Raw genomic sequence first — 21,398 nt, 5'->3', positions numbered from 1 at the left:
AAAGAGCCACAAAGCTTTCTTGGCATGGATTACTCCATGCATGATTTGTATGTAGATAGTGAAGGTAATAAAGGAGAATACGAACGCTTCTATAGAAAGTCAGAGCAAAAGCTGAAAAGAGAACAGAGAAAGCTTTCTCTGATGAAGAAAGGTTCTAAGAATAGAGCCAAACAAAGAATTAAAGTAGCAAAAGTCCACGAAAAAATAGCCAACAGCAGAAAAGATTTTCTGCATAAAAAATCACGACAGATAGCCAATGTCTATGATTGTGTATGTATTGAAAATCTTGATATGAAAGGTATGTCTCAAAGTCTGAATTTTGGAAAATCAGTTCATGATAATGCTTTTGGCATGTTCATGGAAATGCTTTCCTATAAACTTAAAAGACAAGGAAAATATCTGGTAGAGGTTGATAAGTTTTATCCAAGCTCTCAGCTATGTTCTGTCTGTGGATATCAGAACAAGGAAACCAAGGATTTATCCTTAAGAGAATGGATTTGTCCTCATTGTGGAACCAGACATGACAGAGATATCAATGCAGCTGTAAATCTTCTAAAAGAAGGCAAAAGACTTTTGCTAAATCAAATAAAAAAGAACCGAGGGGCACTCGGGGATAGCCTGTTGTGAGGTAAAAGCTCACTGCTTAGCTCATTAGAGCTATCGAACAGGAAGCCCCTACCTCTACAGGTAGGGGAGGATGTCACACGGTCATAAAGACTTTTTTACTAATGAGTCTTTTCCTGACCTCTGTTTCTTCTGGCCTTGTGAGAATGTCTTCTTCTTGCCTCAATCTTTGCAAGTCTTCCGGTTAAGGTCTCTGAAGGTCCATAGATAGGATCCTGACCTGCAAGGAATCTGTTCTCATAGTCATTTACAGCCTTGATAATCAGCTTGTATAGACCAATAACAGCGATGATATTTGGAATTACCATCAGACCGTTGAACATATCTGCGAGCTCCCAAACTAGTTCTACCTTTAACATAGAACCGGTCATAAGGAAGCAGAGCACGATAACTGAGAAGATATTTATTACCTTGTAGCCGAACAGGTATCTGACGTTCTGGGCGGCAAAGAAATACCATCCAACGATTGTAGTGAATGCTGCAAAGAACAGACATACAGCAACGAATCCAGAACCAGCATCACCCATGCCTTTTACGAAAGCGGCCTGAGTAAGCATAATACCAGTGGTCTTACCATCTAATGAGCCGGTTACCATAATAACCAGAGCTGTCGCGGTAAGAACGACAAAGGTATCAATGAAAAGACCAACAATAGCGGCAAGACCCTGTTCTACAGGATGCTTAACTCTTGCTACAGCGTGAGCATGAGGTGTAGAACCCATACCAGCTTCATTAGAGAAAAGTCCTCTTGCAACACCATATCTGATTGCTTCTTTAACAGTTGCACCGATGACACCACCTGTTGCTGCTGAAGGAGAAAATGCGCCAACAAAAATTGCTTTAAATGTTGGAAGAATTTCTGCGTAGTTTGTCAGCATGATGTAGATTGCACCAAGTACATATACTGAAGCCATCAGAGGAACTAATTTTTCAGTAAATCCTGCGATACGGCTGATTCCACCAATGAAGATGAAACCTGCAAGCATAATGATAAATAATCCTGTGATTTCGGTTGGAATACCGAAAGCAGAATCAAAGGCTGTTGAAATTGAGTTAGCCTGAACCATTACACCGATAAAGCCTAAAGCAATGATGGTCAGAATAGAGAATAGGGCAGCCATTGGTTTATTTCCTAAACCGTGCTTAATGTAGTAAGCAGGACCACCTGTTATTCTTCCTTCTGTATCCTTTGTTCTATATAGCTGACCAAGAATTGCCTCTGAGAAAATGGTTGCCATACCAAAGAAAGCGGCAAGCCACATCCAGAACACAGCACCTGGACCACCCATAGCCATTGCAGTGGCAACACCAGCAAGATTACCTGTACCCACCTGAGCAGCGATAGCTGTTGCCAGTGACTGGAAGGAGGTCATTCCATGGTTACCTGCTTTTTCACCGTTAAATGACAGGCCGCCGAATACGTGTTTAAAGGCGCGTCCAAATTGACGGATTTGCACAAAGCGAAGCTGAAAGGTAAAGAAGATACCTGCGCCAACCAGCACTGGAATAAGACACCAGGGACCCCATAGGATAGAGTTGATGTCGATAATTATTTGAGTTAAATAATCCATGTTGATATTTGAAAAAAGTTAAAAATAAAAGACAGCTGAGTGTCTTCACCGAGGCGTATTGTAGCAAAAAAAAGGCAAGAATACCCGTTTCTGGAGGTGAGATCACATTTTGCTGCGGCAACTGCATTATTTTGGTGAGAATTCAGTGCTGAATTCCTGAGTTATTCATACCTACAGTTTTGATAACTGTGATAAAAATGCCAATTCAGAGAACCTTAAGGATAATTTTGTGAGAGTTGTTTAAACAATTGAAGATCAGCCTTAAATAATCCACCAAAAATGATATAAGAAAATATCTGGACGGTGATGTTTATGTGTAAAGATATAACAACAAAGAACAATTCTTTAAATCTCATTTTTCTTTTTGTTTTTTATTTAATTAACAGTCTTGGAATAATTCTTTCCCACTGTCTGAGTCTTCCTTTATGGCTTGATTCTATCGGAACGATGTTCTGTGTTTATTTTTATGGCATTTATGCAGGACTCCTGTGTATTCCAGTAAATATCGCCACTTTATTTTTTATTGATTCCTTTAATTTCGTGTCCCCGGCAGTTGCTCTTTTTTTAATATATGGAACCTTGCATTTTAAGAAAAAGAACAGTCTTGATGTAAATTCCACAATGATCTTTTCTGCCTTTGTTATCTTTTTCTCATTTATTATTTCTCTATGTATCAACATGGTTGATAACCGTCAGCTGACTGAAAACCTCTGGGGCAGTTCCATTATTTCTTTCTGCAATGACAACAGTATTCACCATGTGGGATTACTTCTGGCATCCTTCTACCTTGAATTTATGGATAAGCTTATAAGTATCCTGGTCTTTTACGGAGGAATTCATTTTTTAGTGAACCGAACCGGCTGGTTAAAAAAATCTGAAGAAATCAAGGCGGAAAAAAATGAAAATGCGGGAAATCTTCTTTTAGTCTTTTTTACATTAGCTCTCGGTGCTGTTCTTAATAATCCTTGCTCCTCATATGCAGATGAAAACATAACCGATTCTCCAAAAATTACTGTTTCTATGCCAGAGCAGCTGTCGTTCTCTGTACAGCAGACTGTTATCAATCAGAAAAACGGGCTTATCTCAGGTAACGTTACCTCACTGTGTTCAACATCAGATGGCTATATCTGGATAGGTTCATATGCAGGATTGCTAAAGTACGATGGAAAATCCTTTAAACGCGATGAAAGCTTTAATGGCATTCGCAATGTCAAAACAATGTATGCTGAAGGCGACAGACTTTGGGTAGGAACAACAGATCAGGGTATTTTTAGTCTGGAGAATGGCAGAATAACAAATCATCTGACTGAAAAGGAAGGACTATTATCAGACTATATCAGTGGTATTACCTCTGATGACAATAACAATATCTATATAGCAACTCCTGGCGGTATCAGCATTCTTAAGTCGGAAGGAGGAGAATACACTATCAGTTCTGTCTATAAGGATGGTAATTTTATCTCCGTAAGCTCTGGTTTAGGTCATGTTTTTGCTATTGAACTTAATGGCATTGTTCACTGTTTTAGAAATTTACAGGAAGCTTTCAGAATCGAGCCATCTGAACAAACCAGCTACACTTCAGCTCTGTACAGTGATGACGGCTTTCTGTATCTATCCGATACCTCCAATAGAATCAGCAGATTCACCCTTGATAATGAACGTTTTGTAAAGGTTGCTGAGTTTTCCAATAAAAAAATGCATGGCGTCAAATCTATGATGTACAGTTCACTGGGGGAAAAGTATAAAACTGTCTTTATCAGTTCGGATTCTGGAATTTTCTTTATCAAAGGTGATTCCATAAGCAAAATTGAAACAGAAAACTTCAGTGATTCTATAGAGCAGGGAATCAGAGATTTTCAGGGAAATCTCTGGTTTGCATCCAGCAGACTCGGACTTGTGAAGTTTTTCCTTTCTCCTGTTGTCATGGTTCCTGCACTGAAAGATCAGGTCGTAAACTGTATTGCAAAGTGGCATGGTAATTACCTGTTCGGTACAGATTTCGGTATTAAGGCTTATGCTTCTGATTTAAAAACACCGTTGAGTTTTGACTTTACTCAGCTTTTGGAAGGTGTACGTATCCGTGATGTCTATGTCGACAGCTCAGATTACCTCTGGATCTGTACTTATGGCAAAGGTGTTTTCAGAGTAAAGGATAAAATAGAACATTTCTCTGTGAAAAACGGATTATTCGGAAACAAGGCAAGATCTGTTCTTGAGATTGATGATTCAAGAGTTATGCTGTCAGGAGCCTCCGGAGTTTCATTCTTTGATAAGAATTCCGGTCTGGTTAGAACAGGCAATATCTTTGGAAAGGATGTTACTGTTTTAAGTTCCGCATTAGGGGACGATGGAAAAGTCTATGCAGGAACCAATGCCAATGGAATATATATAATCAGAGACTACAAACTTCAGAATGTTATCAATAAGCATAACGGTCTTATCTCAAACACAATTCTGAAGATTTATCCTCTTAAAGATAAAAAAGGTATTATTGCAGTTACCGGCGATGGACTTTGCTATATCTCAGATGCTCTTGAGGTTAGAGAGCTTAAGAATTTCCATTACTTCAATAATTACGACATTATCGATATAGGAGATGACAAGGTTGCTGTTACCGGCAGTAACGGTGTTTACGTGGTAAATCTTAAGGATCTACTGGACGATAACAAAAACTATATAGCAGAGCACCTGGATAGCAGCTATGGTATTACAGAACTGCTGTCATCCAATTCAAGAAACTATAAAGATGGAAATATTCTGTTTCTGGCATCAAATGCTGGTGTTTTTATGATGGATACTAAAAATTACCATCATAAGGACAATGTATTTAAAATGCAGGTCGAAAAGATAACTGTCGATGGAAATGATTTGGTGTTTGATTCCAAGACAGCACCTGTAATTTCAAGAGCATCCAGAAAAGTTACCTTATATCCAAGTGTGCTTAATTTTTCTCCTGAAAACCCATATGTTGGCGTATGTCTTGAAGGTTTAGATGAAGACTTTAGCAATATAAAACTGAAAGATTTATCCCAGATAAACTACACCAATATTGCGCCAGGTGATTATGTCTTCACAATGGCTCTTTTTGACTCTAAACACGAAAGAAAATCAGATGTTTTAAGATTTCCTTTCTCAAAGGCCTATGCTTTCTATGACAGTAAGCTTTTCGTTACATATTTTGTGCTGGTTTCATGCCTGATAGTTGCTTATTTCACCTTCTTCCTTGTAAAGCTTCTGATGCAGAAGATTATTGATGAGAAACAGCATCTTCTGGAACTTGCAGAACAGCAGATCAAAATGGGCGATGAGACCATTCTGACTATTGCTCAGGCTCTGGATGCAAGAGATCCTAGAACTAAGAGTCATTCCGTACGAGTTGCAGAGTATTCTGTAATGATTGCAAAACAGCTGGGCTTTACTGATAAGGAATGCAGCAATTTAAGAAAAGTTGCTCTGTTGCATGATATCGGAAAGATTGGTATTCCTGATCGAATCCTGAATAAACCAGAACGCCTGACAGATGAAGAATACGGAATCATGAAATCTCACGTAACGATCGGTGCGGAGATTCTGAAGAATTTCAAGTCTATTGATAATCTTACCGACGGTATCAAATATCATCATGAAAGGTATGATGGAAAGGGATATGTACTCGGCGTCAAGGGAGAAGAAATTCCTATTATCGGCAGAATCATTTCTGTTGCTGATGCCTTTGATGCCATGTCTGCAAACAGAGTGTACAGAGACAAGCTTCAGCTTGAGCGTGTTATGAACGAGATAGAGAAGGGAAAAGGCTCTCAGTTTGATCCTAAGATTGCTGATATTATGCTTGAGCTTATAAAAGCCGGTAAGATTGATAAGTTTCTGTATAACCAGCAGTAATTCTGAAAATACAGTCTGAAGAATACGTGTTTAAGGTTGCTGACGAGTTCTTAAAAAGATAGGTCTGATTAAACAGACTTGTCTTTTATTTCCTCTGCCTTTTCTTCCTGCATCCTTGAGTGGAATTTTTTCTTGAAATAGATGACAGCGATAATTACAGCCAGAAGTCCTAATGCCAGGAAGATAGCTTTCTGTACATCATGAACATACTCCATCAGGATATCAAGATTATCTGCAAAGAAGTATCCCATGTAAATCCATACTGGAACTGAAATCAATGCTGCAAGACCATCCATAACGATGAAGGTAATGTATGAGATACGATGACTCATGCCGGCAACAAGGTAGATAGGAGAACGCAGACCAGGAAGGAATCTGGCAACGAACAGTAAGCCTAGACCGTGTTTTTTGAACTTTTTCTGAATCTGAGAGAATCTCTGTGGGCTTACAACCTTACGGAAAAATTTAAGTCTCTGAACTCGGTAACCGAAGATTCTTCCTGCAAGGAACATGGTACTGTCACCTGCAAGAACACCAGCAAGACCGATTGCGCACATAATATGAGGATTTGCCAGAGCTAGACCCGAGATAACACCACCAGAAACAAGCGTGATGTCCTCTGGCACAGGTACACCCAGACCGCAGAGAATCAAACATGCAAAAACTGCAATATATCCATATTCTCCAAAAAATCCTACAAGTGTATCAAGCAACTTAAATTTCCTCTGTTGTAATGTTTGTTATCTGAGCGGTATATATTATCAGAATATTGCGAAAATGTCGTGAATTTTACACAAGTGCATTTTCAAAGCCTAACTGTCTCCAGGCCTCATAAGCTACAACGGCCACTGAGTTTGACAGATTCAGACATCTGCTGTTTGGAGCCATAGGTATTTTAATTCTGTGTTCCTGAGGTACAACATTGTATACCTCATCAGCTAGACCTTCCTTTTCACGTCCGAAGATTACATAGTCTCCATCCTGGAATTTAAAATCTACGTGCGATAGGTGTGCCTTAGAGGTTGAAGCAATAAGACGCTTTGGCTTCTGAGTTTCCATGAAGGTCTGGAAGTTGACGTGAACGGTCAGATTACATAGTTCGTGATAATCAAGACCTGCTCTCATAAGACGTTCGTTGTCCAGATAAAAGCCTAAAGGTCCGATGAAATGAAGCTTGGCTCCGCAGTTAACTGCCAGTCTGATGATGTTGCCTGCATTGCCAGGCATTTCTGGCTGATATAAAACAATATTGATCATAAAAATTCGTAGTTCTGGTTCTTATTTTTTTAGAGGTAATTATACTCATCCTGATTTTTTATTCCATGTTTTTAGAAAAAACGAAAAAAAAGCGGATTGTGAGTGAAAGCTCTCTCATTCTAATTTTTCTCAAATTGAACGCGGTTACGATAAGTGCTAACATTGTGAAGTTCAAGATTTACACAAGAAAATACAATACTTTTTAGATAGACAAATATTTAATTGCGGAGGCTAAAATGCAGTTTCGCCCATTTAACGGGACGAGTTTTTCAAAACCAGTAGGTATGGTACGTAAGGTTTTATTCGCAATTGCCTGTCTGATTAGTTTTATCTGCATCTGTTCATTGATTTCATTCAGAAATTCTACAGTGAATGCAATGAATGGAGAACTTTTACCAGAGCAGAGCTCATCTCCTTTTATTACTAACTCACAGGATACTTTCTGGGGAGTTATTTTTGACTATTTCGGAAATGTAACTTATTTATTTCCTTTGGTTATCATTTACATCGGTTACAAGATTTTTATGAAAAAGGTTTCCATAAAGGATGTGGACTTTTTCATAATCGGAACCCTTATATTAGGTTTTAATCTGCTTGTTATCGGATGCTGCGCTCTTTTTTCATCTGTTTCTTCAGATGCACAGATTGGAGCCGGCGGTATTCTTGGTGATTTCTTTACGATCTACCTTCACAGACTTCTACCATCTCAGATCGCAACCTTTATTCCAATTCTGCTGACTTTAATAGGTCTGTTCCTGTTCACTACCAAATCACCTCTATGGTACTGTGACAAGATCGGCGAGCTTGCAGGATATGTAATTGACAGAATTACGAACAAGCCTCGTTCAGAAGATGAAAAGAATGAGGAAGAGGATTTAAGAACCTCTGGTACTAAATCTGTATTTGATACAGTAAATACTCAGAAGCCTGCATCTGGTATAAATGCAGATAAGAATCCTCAGAAACCTCGTGTGACCCTGAGTGGTCCATTTGGTGACCTTTCAAAGACCGAGCCTACTTTCAACACTCAGAAGCGCGAGCCAACTGTTGCACCAAGATTTGTTCCAAATGAGCTTCCTAAGTTTGGTCAGTCAAGTCTGAACAACAGTGGTTTTGGAAGTTCTCCTTCCTTGTCATCATTTGGCGAGAACCATGAGAGCAGCTCCTTCCATAAGGAATCAAGAGCCCGTACTTCAGAACACAGACTGTCATTTAGAAACAACAGACAGGAAAGACCTCAGCAGAGAATTGAACCACAGTTCGGTCCTATCAGTGAACCACCATCAGTCCCTAATTATCTGGTTGGTCCAGCTGCAAGAGCAGATTCGTATTCTGACAGTTCATCTTCTGTATCATCCAGTTCAACCGTAGATGATTCACCTTCAACATATATTACAGGTGCAGCCTTCTCATCTAATACAGCAACTGCTCCTGACTATAACCGTTACTCTGATGATTCATCCTCATCAGAGGGCTCAACAACAATTATCAACGGTTATTCTCAGAGAAATCCATCTTCAAGAGATGATTCTTCAAGAGATCAGGTTCAAAAGACCATTATCTCAAGAGTTAGTGTTACTCCATCTCAGAATGAACCAGTGCGTTCAAGCTATGATGACACCTATTCATCTAAGTCTGATCTGAATGATCAGTCAAAGAATTCAACCATTATCTATAAAGCAGGAGCAGATCATCTGCCTCCTACCCAGACTATCGGTAGTCCTTCAAGAAAGTCTGAGGTAAGTACTGTAATTACCCGTACTACAACCTCTACTCTTAATTCCAATGTAAATCTTAAGAATTCTGCAAAGAATTCTCTTGCAGGAGAGTTCTCTGAGAAGCCTGTATCTGATATCCGTAAACTTGAGGATGAGGAGAACGCTTATGAGAATACAACTACAACCTCATCAATGTTCCCTTCTGCAGCTGAGCTTGAAGAGAATGTTATCGACTTTGCCGATTTAACCAAGAATGATGTACCTCTGTTAAAGAAAAACGGAATCAAGATTGATTCACTTGGCTCCTCATTCATTCCAGCCTCAAATACAAATCACGATGCCGGAAAACTGAATGTGAATCAGTCATCTCCAATCAGAGAGTCTGATGAGATTTTCGAGCAGTACTCACGTGGCTCAAGAGGTGTAAACGGCTCATCAGAGAGCAAGAGCGAGAATATCTCTGTAAACAGAATGAACGATTATCAGAATGAAGATAATGCTCCAGAGCCAAGCTCATTTGCAGGTGTTTCATCATCATCCGAGTCTGAGTCAAAGTCTTTATCTGAGGTTAATGCTTCTAATATTGCTGCTGATCTTATCGGCAGTGAGGCCGAAGCAACAGAGCAGCATACTGAAGATGTTTCTGAGAATACTGTTATTCAGACATCATCAAAGATTCCTTTTGATGACATGAGTTCAATTAACGGTGCTGTTCCATACGGAATGAAGGTTGAGCCTAAGAGAAATCCAATCACCTCTATGCCAACCGTAACCTATGCTGTTGCAACTGAGACAACCCCAAAGAGACTTTATGACAACTGGCGTCCTGCTTTATCATTGCTTGCCCGTTCAAATCAGGAAGTCTTCAATAATGATGAAGAGATCGAGAACAAGATTAACGTAATCAATAAGTTCATGTCTGATTACGGTGCCAAGGCCAATGTTGCTGATTTTGTGAGCGGACCTGTTATCACCCGTTTTGATATGGCTCTTGAAGCCGGTGTTAAGTCAAACTCTATCATCAGTTTGAGCACCGATCTTCAGAGAAGTCTGATGACCAACAAGATCAATATGATTGCTGCTGTTCCAGGCACTCCATACATGGGAATTGAGGTTCCAAACGATCACCGTCAGATGATTACTCTTGGTGATGTTGTTGAGTCAAATGAATTCCTAAATTCAAAGGCTATCCTGCCAATGTGTCTTGGTGTAAATACCATTGGCGATCCTGTTGTTGCTGATTTAACCTCAGCTCCTCATCTTCTGATTGCTGGTACAACAGGTTCTGGTAAGTCTGCCGGTCTGAACTCAATGCTGGTTTCTCTGTTGCTTGCAAGATCACCTGCTGAATTAAGACTTATCATGGTTGATCCTAAGACTGTAGAATTTACTCAGTATCAGGGATTACCTCATCTGCTGACTCCTATTATCACCGATCCTGATTCAACTACTGCAGCTCTTGCATGGTTAATCAAGGAACAGGAGAGAAGATACAAACTGATTTCAATGATGAATGTTTCCAATATTCATCAGGTAAATGCTCTAATCCGTTCTGAGAATGCAAAGGGCAATGTTGTATATGATCCTATCTGGACTGCTGATATGGGCGGTGAACCTCCAGTATTAAAACCAGTACCTTATATTGTTCTGGTTATCGATGAGTTTGCTGACCTAATGGCAGTTGCAAGTGTCGGTAAGAAAGGTGGTAACAGTCCTGAGGCTATGATTGGTCGTCTTGCTGCAAAGGCTCGAGCAGCTGGTATTCATCTGATTTTAGCAACACAGACTCCTCGTGCTGAAATTGTGACCGGTCCAATTCGTGCAAATATGCCTTCAAGAATTGCATATACCGTTCAGAATTCTCAGGAATCAAGAATTATTCTTGATGAGAATGGTGCAGAGAACCTGCTTGGTAACGGTGATATGATTGTTAAGTATCAGAAGCTTAATAACACTCAGTCCTTCCGTGCTCACGGACCATATGCAAGCAATGATGATGTTCATGCTGTTGTTCAGGCCTGGATTGACAGAGCAGGTGAGCCTGAGTACGTTGAGGGGGTAACCGAGTTCGTTGATGAGGAAGAGGCAGAAGAGACTGTTAATGCTAATGATGCAGGCTCATCAGGTTCACTTGATGCAAAATTCGATGCCATCGTTGACTGGATCAGAAATGATTTAGGTAATACAACCAAACTTTCAATTTCTGAGATTCAGACTACCCATGCTGTCGGTTACAATAGAGCAAAGAGAATTCACCGTCAGCTTCAGAATGAAGGCATTATTGACGCTAAAGGCAATATTCTTTAATAGGTTATGATGATTAAGACTCGTTTATTAAAACTGATTTCAGCTTCTGCTGTATTTTTATGTTTCTCTGTTTATGCCGATGCTGTATCAGAACTGCAGCAGATGTTTGCAAAGCACAGCTCAATGTCTGCTTCCTTTACTCAGGAAGTGACCAAATCAAATGGTGATGTGGTCTCCTCTGCTGAAGGTACCTTAGCAATTCAAAAGCCTGATTCTCTAATGATGCACACTGTATCACCTGATGAGCAGGTTCTGTTCACCAAAGGAAAGGATGTTTATTTCTATGATCCTTTTATCAATCAGGTAACTATCTTTGATAAAAAGGATCTGTATACATCTCCATTCCTGCTTTTAACTTCCAATCGTTCAGATATCTGGAATCAGTATACTGTTACCAAAGAGTCAGGAAAATACAGACTGGTTCCAAAGAAAAAGGCTGATATAAAGGAGCTGTCCTTAAAGTTCAACGGAGAGGATATCTGTTCAATTTCTATTCGTCTGATGGATGGAAATATCAATACCTATAATCTGACCAGCATTAAATATACAGTTGCGAATGATGCATTTTCCTACACTATTCCAGAGGATGCACAGATAGACGATGAGCGCAAATCAAACTGATCTTTTTGCTGCAATTGAACAGGAGCAGAAAGATAAAGAATCTCTTGGCAATCCAGAGCAGATCGATGATTTTGCTCCTTTAGCCTCAAGATTAAGACCTCAGTCTGTTGATGAGTATATAGGTCAGAGTCACCTTATAGCCAAAGGCCGTCCCTTAAGAACAATCCTTGATAAGGGGCAGTGCTATTCAATGGTTCTATGGGGCCCTCCTGGAGTCGGCAAGACTACACTGGCTCTGCTTTTTGCTAAATCCTGCAATGCGTATTTTGAGCAGATACCTGCTGTAACCTCCGGTATCAAGGATATCAGAGAAGCTGTTGACAGGGCTCTTTTAAGAAAACAGCGCGGAGTCAAGACTCTGCTGTTTGTCGATGAGGTTCATCGCTTTAATAAGACACAGCAGGATGCCTTCCTTCCTCACATTGAAAACGGAACCATTACTTTTATCGGAGCCACTACCGAGAATCCTTCCTTTTCTCTGAATTCAGCTCTGTTATCACGTGCCAGAGTCTATGTGCTGCAGAAACTTAATGAGGAAGAGTCTAAGTCCCTTATTCATTATGCTTTGAATTCTGAGCGCGGTCTTAAAAAGGAAGACATACATCTTGCAGATGGAGTTGAGAAAGCTATTGTCGATCTTGCTGGTGGTGATGCCCGATATCTTCTGAATATTCTTGAGATGGCATCTGATCTGGCTGCACCTTATAAAGAGGGAGGCAAGATTCTGACTTTAGCTATGGTTGGAGCTGTAGCAGGTCGTAAGCTTATAAATTACGACAAGAATGGTGATGCCTACTACGAACTCATCTCCGCTTTTCATAAATCTGTTCGTGGCAGTGCTGCAGATGCTGCTCTTTACTGGTATTCAAGAATTCTTGAGGCAGGCGGTGATCCTCTATACGTTGCAAGACGACTGCTTGCAATTGCCACTGAGGATATTGGACTTGCTGATCCTAGAGCTATGACCGTATGTCTTAATGCCTGGGATATCTTTGAACGCGTCGGTCCTGCTGAAGGTGAACGCGCAATTGCCGAGGCAACAGTCTATTGTGCTCTGGCTCCAAAGAGTAATCATCTTTATGAGGCTTTTGGCAAGGCTCGTGAGGATGCAAAGAACCATGGTGATCTTGAGGTTCCAATTTATCTTAGAAATGCTCCTACTAAACTAATGGAGGATATGGGATACAAGAAAGGCTACCGTTATGCTCATGACTTTGAGGGGGCTTATGCTGCAGGCGAGAGCTTCTTCCCTGAAGAATTAACCGGTACTGTGTACTATCATCCTTCTGACAGAGGAGCAGAGGTAACATATACCAAAAAAATAGAATATCTAAGACAGAGAGATGCTGCTGAGCAGGATAAACGTTATCCAGCAGGCTTTATCGGAAAGAAAGTATCTCATAGCTAAAAAAAACTATAAAGATTCGCTGTTGATTTGTTCAAATAAGAGTTGGTCATATTCTTCGTCATAGAAAAAGCAAACTTCCAACCTTAAGTAGTCTGTTTTTTTCCATGTATCTGTTCCTAGAAATCTTGCTCTGAGCTGATTCTTTTTTGAGCAGTACACTGTGCTATAGTATTTTTCCATACAGTTTTTTGAGCAACTTTTGGCTGATTATGTTAAAATTAGCGCCGTAAAAATTGCAATCAAAGTCTCAATCTGCTCGTTCTAATCGAGAAATAAAACACTCTGATTGTTATGTATATAGGTTTAATTCCTTTCGTTTTCAGAGTTAATTCCTTTTTTAATCAATTCTTTAGACGATAAAAAAGATAAGGACCTCTCCTGAGAGGGACTTAGGACATAAGATTTTTTTGTTTACTATAACTGTGGCGTTTATTCATGCTAGATTCAAGATATTTACGCGCTGATATTGAAGAGGCTGCTCAGCGCCTTGCAACTCGTAACTACAAATTAGACGTAGAAAAGATTAACCAGCTAGAGTCATTACGTAAAGAGTACATGACTAAGACTCAGGACCTACAGGCACAGCGTAACTCCCTGTCCAAGAGTATCGGTCAGGCTATTAAGGCTGGTCAGGATGTTTCTGAGATTAAGGCTAAGGTTGCTGCAATTGGTGAAGAACTATCCTCAGTTAAGGTAAAACAGGATGAAGTATTAAAGCAGTTAAACGATATTGCTTTAACCATTCCTAATCTTCCAGATCAGTCATGCCCAATCGGACCTGATGAGACTGCCAACGTTGAGGTTAGAAAGTGGGGTACTCCACGTCAGTTCGATTTTGAGGTAAAGGATCATGTAGCTATTGGTGAAGGCCTTGGCATGCTTGATTTTGAGACCGCTAGAAAGGTTTCAGGCGCACGTTTCGCTTTCATGAAGGGCGCTATCTGCAAGCTTCACAGAGCGCTGGTTCAGTTAATGCTGGATTTACACGAGGAGCAGGGCTATACCGAAATCTATACTCCATACCTTGTAAATATGGATTCACTGTACGGTACCGGTCAGATGCCTAAGTTCTCAGAGGACTTATTCCACACCAATCTTGACGGTGACTGCGACGGTGACGGTGTAAATCACCACTTCTGCCTGATTCCAACTGCAGAAGTTCCTCTAACCAACATGGTTCGTGACGAGATTATTCCTGAGCAGGATTTACCTATTAAGATTACTGCTCACACACCTTGCTTCAGATCAGAGGCTGGTTCAGCAGGTCGTGATACTCGCGGTCTGATTCGTATGCACCAGTTCGACAAGGTTGAAATGGTTCAGATTGTTAAACCTGAAGATTCATGGCAGGCATTAGAGCAGCTGACCGCTGACGCTGAGGCTGTACTTCAGGCTCTGGAGATCCCTTACCACGTAGTTACCCTATGTACTGGTGATATGGGATTTGGTTCTGCTAAAACCTATGATATTGAAGTTTGGTTACCAGCACAGAACTGCTACCGTGAGATTTCTTCATGTTCTAACTGTGTTGATTTCCAGGCTCGTCGTATGCAGGCAAGACTTCGTCGTAAGGACGGCAAGGTAGAGCTTCTGCACACCTTAAACGGTTCAGGTCTGGCTGTTGGTCGTACACTGGTTGCAGTTCTTGAGAACTACCAGAATGCAGACGGTTCAGTAACTGTTCCTAAGGTATTACGTAAGTATCTAGGTGGCTTGGAAGTTATCTCTGCTGAGACTAAATAATGGCAGTTTTGACCGCTCTTGATTGGGTAATTTTAGGCGTGGTTGGCTTATCAGCCATCATGTCTGTTTTCAGAGGCTTTGTCAAAGAAGCCTCTTCAATCTTTTCCTGGGTTGCAGCCTTCATCATCGCCAGTCGCTTTTATGAACAGGTTGCATCTCTATTCACTTTCTCAAATGACCCTCTGACAAGAAAAGCAATAGCAAGTATTGTCCTTTTCATCGGAAGCCTTATTATCCTTGGATTTGTTTCAACTGTAGTAAGTTCTCTGGTGAAGAAAGCCGGTCTATCCGGTTTTGACAGACTTCTTGGTGTGGCTTTTGGTGTTGCACGAGGTATTCTTATAGTTAGTGCTGTTCTTGCGCTAGTACAAATCTTGGGCAAATTACATATCCTTTCTTTTATCCAGGATTATCCATGGTATAAAGATTCTTTGTTTATACCTGAATTACAACGAATCGTTAACTGGTTCTTCATTTATATGGGAACAACTGAAACCGGAGCATAAATTAAATGTGTGGCGTAGTTGGTATCGTAGGTACTTCTCCTGTCAATTTAAAACTATATAACGCTTTACAGGTCTTGCAGCATCGTGGCCAAGATGCGGCGGGCATAATTACCGTTGATGAGGATGATAATTTCCATCAGAGAAAATCGAACGGTATGGTAACAGAGGTCTTTCAACAGCGACATATGCTGAGACTGACGGGAAACATCGGAATAGGCCATACAAGGTATCCGACCGCAGGTTCATCATCAGCTGCTGAAGCTCAGCCTTTCTATGTTAATTCGCCATACGGCATCGCCCTCGCCCATAACGGCAACCTCATCAATTCCAAAGAATTAAAAGAAAAGTGCAAAAAAGCACACCGTCACGTTAACACCCAGTCTGATTCTGAAGTCCTCCTAAACATCCTTGCCTGGAAAATTTCCAAAATCAATAAAGATATTCCTTCTCATGATGACATCTTTGAAGCTATTTCAGGTGTATATGATGAGATTAAGGGCGGATTCTCTGTTGTAAGTGTTGTGCTTGGTATCGGCATGATTGCTTTCCGTGATCCTTACGGAATTCGTCCTTTGGTATTAGGCGAGAAGAAGGATGAGAACGGCAAGTCTCAGTATATGGTTGCATCAGAGAGCGTTGCTCTGGATGTTATCGGCTTTAAGATGATTCGTGATGTTAAACCTGGTGAGGCTCTTCTGATTACTAAGGAAGGTGAGCTTCATTCACGTATCTGTGCAAAGGATCCGGTTTTAAATTCATGTATCTTTGAGTATGTATACTTTGCCCGCCCAGATTCTGTTATTGACGGTGCATCCGTATATGCAACCCGTGTACGTATGGGTACCAAGCTTGCAGAACAGATTAAGAACGAACATAAGGATCTGAAGATTGATGTGGTTATCCCTATTCCTGATACATCAATCGATATTGCTGTTCAGATTGCAAGAACATTAGGTGTTCCTTACAGACAGGGCTATGTTAAGAACCGCTATGTAGGCAGAACCTTTATTATGCCTGGTCAGAAAGAGCGTAAGAAATCAGTTCGTAACAAGCTTAACCCAATTCCTTCAGAGTTTGCAGGAAAGAATGTTCTGCTGGTTGATGATTCAATTGTTCGTGGAACAACTTCTCTGCAGATTGTTCAGATGGCAAGAGAGGCTGGTGCAAATAAGGTTTACTTTGCATCTGCATCTCCAGAAATCCGTTATCCAAACATCTACGGTATCGACATGCCAACCTCTAAGGAACTGATTGCCTATGGCCGTACCAACGAGGAAATCTGTAAGGCAATTGATGCTGATGCCCTGATTTATCAGAAGCTTGAGGATCTTGAGGCTTCAATAACTGAAGAGAATCCAAATCTGACCAGATTTGACTGTTCAATCTTCACTGGCAAGTATGTTGTTCCTCCTGCAGCTGATTACTTCACTGATATTGAGAAACAGCGTTCAGATGATGTTAAAGCTGATAAGGCATGGAAGGATTCCGAGGGCGAGAACCTGGATATCTTTAATAACATCTAATCTACTCAGTCTTATCTAACAAAAAACTGGTATTTTAATTACAAATACCAGTTTTCTCACCAATAAAAAGCATTTTCTGCACAAGAAAAAGTAAAACCTGCACAAAAAAAAACAAAATTCGCTTTTGTTGACTACAAATTTAACACTGTGATAAAAATTTGATCAGATAAATTCTGATACTGATATCTAGGTTTGACGGATCTACCTATACAAAAGATCTGTTATAAGGAAAATAAGGGGACTTTGTCATGAAAAAATTTGTAAGACTATTTTCAGCCGCAGTACTGGCAGCAGCATTCTGCACAAACGTAAATGCTGATGGCCTGCCTGATGGTTCAAAACTGATTTTTTCAACAGGTGGTGCCCAGGGGACATACTACGGTTTTGGTGGTGTTTTAGCAGGTAAAGTTAGTGAGAATACCAGCACCTCTGTAACCGCGATTACCTCAGGTGGTTCTGCAGCCAATATTGAAGCTATGTTAGATGGTGATGCTCAGCTAGGTTTCGTTCAGACAGACGTTGGCGCTTATGCTTACAACGGAACCAGATTATTCAAGGAGAAGGTTGATAACATCTCAACAGTAGCTAACCTTTATATGGAACAGGTACAGATTGTTACTCTTGATCCTGCAATCAAGACAGTTGCTGATCTGAAAGGTAAGAATGTTTCAGTTGGTGCTGCAGGTTCTGGTGTTTTCTTCAACGCTGTAGACGTATTAAAGGCATATGGTCTTGATGTTGAAAAGGATATCAAACCAACCTATCAGTCATTCGGTGACAGTGTTGATGCTCTAAAGGACGGCAAGATTGATGCTGCATTCATTGTTGCTGGTGCTCCTACCACTGCAGTTACTTCTTTATCAACTTCAAAGGAAGTTCGTCTTGTAAGTCTTGATAAGCAGCATGTTGATGCTCTAATCAAGGAATCTCCATATTACAGCGCATACACCATTAAAAAGGATGTATACGGAACATCATCAGATGTTGCAACAGTTGCTGTTGGTGCTGTTGTGGTTGCTCAGGATGATGTAAGCGAGACTGATGTTTACAACTTCCTGACCGGTGTTTACAACCACTTAGACGAGATCAAGGCTGCTCACGCAAAGGGCAACGAGTTAGACGTTAAGTTTGCTGCATCATACGAAGCAGTTCCTTACCACAAGGGTGCAGTTAAGTTCTTCAAGGAGAAGGGCATTACTGTTAAAGGTAAGTAACCCCGTACATCATGATACTAGAGAGAATCAAGGTTTTCTCTAGTAAATTCAATCTGATGTATAAATATAAATATTGGGAATACAGTGATGACAGAAAAAACAACTTATATGGATGCAAACTTTACTAAGCTGGAGGAGACCCCTTCAGCATTAGACGTTTCATCTGTTGTAAAAAAATACGATAGATCTAGTAATCAGAGAATCTGGACAGGATTGCCTTCTCAGGTGATTACACTTCTTTGTGCTGCATTTTCTCTGTACTGTATCTACGTAACCATGTTCAGTACCGCCATTCCAGAGGTTAGACTAAACATCTTTATTGCTCTGGTTGTTGTAATTGGCTATCTGCACTATCCAATACGCAGAAATAATTTTGATGAAAATGATGATGAGAATGATACAAGATTCCACATCAGCTTCGGACTGAACACAAAATCTCATATCAACACCATTCCTTGGTTCGATATCGTGCTGATGTTTATGGGGGTTGTGCCACTGGTTTATTTTGCCATCAATGCTGAATCAATCATTCAGCTGGCTCTAAAAGTTACCAGTCCAAGAAATCCTGATTATTATCAGATGATTTCTCTTGCGATTATGGCTCTTCTATCTCTTATGGAGTTATGCCGTCGCTGTGTTGGTATTCCTATTCTATGTGTAGTTGGTGCTCTTTTAATATATGCATTATGCTCTGTTCGTTTCGGAAAGGTTGTTTATGATCTTTTCTACTCAACAGGCGATGGTCTGAGAAGTACACCAATTGACGTTTGTGCTAAATACATTGTTGTATTTATCATCTTCGGTGCCTTCCTGGAGAGAACCGGAATTTCAGCATTCTTCATTGATCTTGCTAATATCATTGCTGGTGCATCTGCCGGTGGTCCTGCAAAGGTAGCTGTTATTTCATCTGCATTATGCGGTATGGTATCTGGATCTTCTGTAGGTAACACTGTAACCACAGGTTCCATTACTATTCCTATGATGAAGAAGGCAGGATACAGACCTGAGTTTGCCGGTGCTGTTGAAGCTGCATCCTCAACCGGTGGTCAGATTATGCCTCCAATCATGGGCGCTGCAGCCTTCCTTATGGCCGAGTATATGGGCGTTCCATATATTCAGGTGGCTGTTCTGGCTATTCTGCCTGCTGTGCTGTATTTTGCCGGTATCTACGTTTCAGTTCATTTAGAGGCTAAGAAGCTTGGTCTTAAGGGCATCTCTCGCGAGAATCTTCCTAAGTTCAGAGAACTGCTTCCAAGAATGTATCTTCTGGCTCCATTAGTAGTTCTGGTTTCTTTAGTTTCTGCAAATGTATTTACCATGCAGTTCTCTGCTACCGTATCTATCGGTGTAGCAATCTTAGTTGGTATCATCAACAAGGATCAGAGAATTTCAGTTAAGAAGTTTATAGAAGCTTTAGAAGCTGGTGGCAAGAGCACAATTACCGTTGCTGTTGCATGTGCTATGGCTGGTCTCGTTGCTGGCTGTATTACTACTACAGGTCTTGCCTCTGAGCTTATTGCTATGGTTGTTCACCTATCTGCAGGTTACGTACTGCCAGCTCTGGTTTTAACCATGATCTGCTGTATCATCCTGGGTATGGGCGTTCCAACTACAGCCAACTACTGCATTATGGCTGCTGTATGTGCTCCAATTCTGACCTCTCCAGCAATCGGTATTCCAATTATCTGTGCACATTTCTTTGTGTTCTATTTTGGTATTGTTGCAGATATTACTCCACCAGTTGCACTTGCTGCATATGCAGGCTCTGCAATAGCAAAGGCTCCTCCAATGAGAACAGCCTTCAATGCAACCAAGATTGCTATTGCTGCTTTCATTGTTCCATATATCTTTGCTTTCAATCCAGCACTGCTGTTCTCAAATGTTGAGCCTATTGTGCAGATTGAAAATGCAAGTCCATTTATGATCCTGTGTCTGCAGATTATGGAGATTGCTCTAATCTGTATAACCTCATTCATCGGTATCTTTGGTGTGGCAGCTGCTCTGAACGGATATCTGTTCTTCCATATCAAGCCTTTATTCAGAGTAATTCTGGCTTTGGGTGGTCTATGTATGATGGTTCCTGGAATTACAACTGATCTGATTGGTCTGTTTGTGCTGGTAGCTATCTGTACCATGCAGCATTTTCAGAAAAAGAAAATGCTGACTGATACTCAGGATATTGATGAGGCTGAAGCTTTAGCTTCAAGATAAGATTTCTTTATTGAAAACCAAAGCAGAGTTTTTTTAACAAATAACTCTGCTTTTTCGTGCGCTCGGCATACGAGTAATCCAACGGGTTTAAGTCCCCAAGTCAGCCAGTTCAGGGCAAGACTAAAGCGAACAACAAGGTTTACATCGTGAGGTGTGGGCTGAAGGAAGTTGCTAGCATCTATCTGAACCTACGAACAGAAACTGCATATGAGGCAATATGTGTATCAAGGTAAGTCTGCGAAAGAAGATGAAGCCCGATACTGAACCGTAGCACATAATGTAAATGCAGAGGTTGCATGGATAGAGAGAATTATCTCGTTTACCCGAGGAGAACTGACAAGAGGTTTCGACCTTAGCAACAGCGAATTGTCAGTAGTCAGCAGAGGTCATAATAATCGAACGAGAAGAACGATGAAGGACCGAACCTATTGGTTGTAGGCCTATTTAGTTGGGAGTATGCATATAGAATAGCAGAAAACAAAGGAAACCTATTAGATAAAAGGATAGGCGTACCGAAAGTATTATCTAAAGGAGCTAAGCATACTAACTATGAGAAAGGGATAACTACAACAGAATGATTACGCTAGAAAGCATCTTCTCCAAAGAGAACCTGAAACAAGCATTAAATCAGGTTATCAGAAATAAGGGAGCACCAGGGATAGACGGGATGACCGTAGATGAAATTATCCCTTGGATATATGCGCACCCAAATCAGCTTACTAACGAAATCATGAGTGAATCATATCGATTCAGCCCCATCAGAAGGGTATACACCCCTAAAGCAGATGGCAAACAGCGCCCGCTGGGTATCCC

Annotated in this window: 13 protein-coding genes and 1 pseudogene; 11 read left to right on the top strand and 3 right to left on the bottom strand. The window is 40.7% G+C overall.

Annotated elements, in window-relative coordinates:
* Positions 1–627 (top strand): RNA-guided endonuclease TnpB family protein (locus B5D46_RS09770; protein WP_143675658.1); only part of this gene is annotated, 627 nt, incomplete at its 5' end.
* A gap of 98 nt (positions 628–725) precedes the next feature.
* Here the strand turns inward: B5D46_RS09770 and B5D46_RS09765 are convergent.
* Positions 726–2,126, bottom strand: coding sequence for an alanine/glycine:cation symporter family protein (locus B5D46_RS09765; RefSeq protein WP_234973840.1), 1,401 nt, complete (start codon positions 2,124–2,126; stop codon positions 726–728).
* 648 nt (positions 2,127–2,774) lie between these two features.
* On the opposite strand from B5D46_RS09765, the gene B5D46_RS09760 reads away from it, so the two are divergent.
* Positions 2,775–6,077 (top strand): HD domain-containing phosphohydrolase, encoded by a 3,303-nt coding sequence (locus B5D46_RS09760; RefSeq protein WP_159443087.1) that lies wholly within the window; start codon positions 2,775–2,777, stop codon positions 6,075–6,077.
* A gap of 68 nt (positions 6,078–6,145) precedes the next feature.
* Here the strand turns inward: B5D46_RS09760 and B5D46_RS09755 are convergent, their stop codons facing one another.
* Both B5D46_RS09755 and B5D46_RS09750 read right to left on the bottom strand, forming a co-directional pair.
* Entirely contained in the window at positions 6,146–6,790 is a 645-nt protein-coding gene (locus tag B5D46_RS09755; protein ID WP_078929304.1) for a DedA family protein, read from the bottom strand.
* A 76-nt stretch (positions 6,791–6,866) separates the two neighbouring features.
* A complete protein-coding gene (locus B5D46_RS09750) occupies positions 6,867–7,334 on the bottom strand; it encodes a tRNA (cytidine(34)-2'-O)-methyltransferase (RefSeq protein ID WP_031490811.1) in 468 nt (155 codons plus the stop codon).
* A gap of 236 nt (positions 7,335–7,570) precedes the next feature.
* On the opposite strand from B5D46_RS09750, the gene B5D46_RS09745 reads away from it, so the two are divergent.
* The 9 genes and pseudogenes from B5D46_RS09745 to B5D46_RS12395 form a co-directional block, all read left to right on the top strand.
* Entirely contained in the window at positions 7,571–11,359 is a 3,789-nt protein-coding gene (locus tag B5D46_RS09745; protein WP_078929303.1) for a DNA translocase FtsK 4TM domain-containing protein, read from the top strand.
* A gap of 9 nt (positions 11,360–11,368) precedes the next feature.
* Positions 11,369–11,980 carry an outer membrane lipoprotein periplasmic chaperone LolA gene (lolA, locus tag B5D46_RS09740; protein ID WP_159443086.1) on the top strand — a complete coding sequence of 204 codons (612 nt, stop codon included), beginning with the start codon at positions 11,369–11,371 and terminating at the stop codon, positions 11,978–11,980.
* Positions 11,961–13,388 carry a replication-associated recombination protein A gene (locus B5D46_RS09735; RefSeq protein WP_078929301.1) on the top strand — a complete coding sequence of 476 codons (1,428 nt, stop codon included), beginning with the start codon at positions 11,961–11,963 and terminating at the stop codon, positions 13,386–13,388. The genes lolA and B5D46_RS09735 overlap by 20 nt, the downstream gene beginning before the upstream one ends.
* Positions 13,389–13,823: 435 nt before the next feature.
* Positions 13,824–15,131: a serine--tRNA ligase gene (gene serS, locus B5D46_RS09730; RefSeq protein WP_078929300.1), complete on the top strand. Its 1,308-nt coding sequence runs from the start codon at positions 13,824–13,826 to the stop codon at positions 15,129–15,131.
* Positions 15,131–15,637: a CvpA family protein gene (locus B5D46_RS09725; protein WP_078929299.1), complete on the top strand. Its 507-nt coding sequence runs from the start codon at positions 15,131–15,133 to the stop codon at positions 15,635–15,637. Before serS ends, B5D46_RS09725 begins: the two co-directional genes overlap by 1 nt.
* Before the next feature lie 5 nt (positions 15,638–15,642).
* The gene (gene purF / locus B5D46_RS09720; protein WP_078929298.1) at positions 15,643–17,160 is read left to right on the top strand and encodes an amidophosphoribosyltransferase; all 1,518 of its coding nucleotides are present in this window, start codon (positions 15,643–15,645) and stop codon (positions 17,158–17,160) included.
* A 248-nt stretch (positions 17,161–17,408) separates the two neighbouring features.
* Positions 17,409–18,374, top strand: coding sequence for a TAXI family TRAP transporter solute-binding subunit (locus tag B5D46_RS09715; protein WP_078929297.1), 966 nt, complete (start codon positions 17,409–17,411; stop codon positions 18,372–18,374).
* An 87-nt stretch (positions 18,375–18,461) separates the two neighbouring features.
* The gene (locus tag B5D46_RS09710) at positions 18,462–20,585 is read left to right on the top strand and encodes a TRAP transporter permease (protein ID WP_200805044.1); all 2,124 of its coding nucleotides are present in this window, start codon (positions 18,462–18,464) and stop codon (positions 20,583–20,585) included.
* A gap of 574 nt (positions 20,586–21,159) precedes the next feature.
* A pseudogene (locus tag B5D46_RS12395) lies at positions 21,160–21,398 on the top strand (hypothetical protein); the annotation flags it as partial.

Origin of the sequence: Succinivibrio dextrinosolvens DSM 3072, from assembly GCF_900167015.1 — a bacterium.
Lineage (GTDB): Bacteria > Pseudomonadota > Gammaproteobacteria > Enterobacterales > Succinivibrionaceae > Succinivibrio > Succinivibrio dextrinosolvens.
Note: the sequence above shows the minus strand (reverse complement) of the source record. Positions and strands in the feature narration are given on the sequence as shown.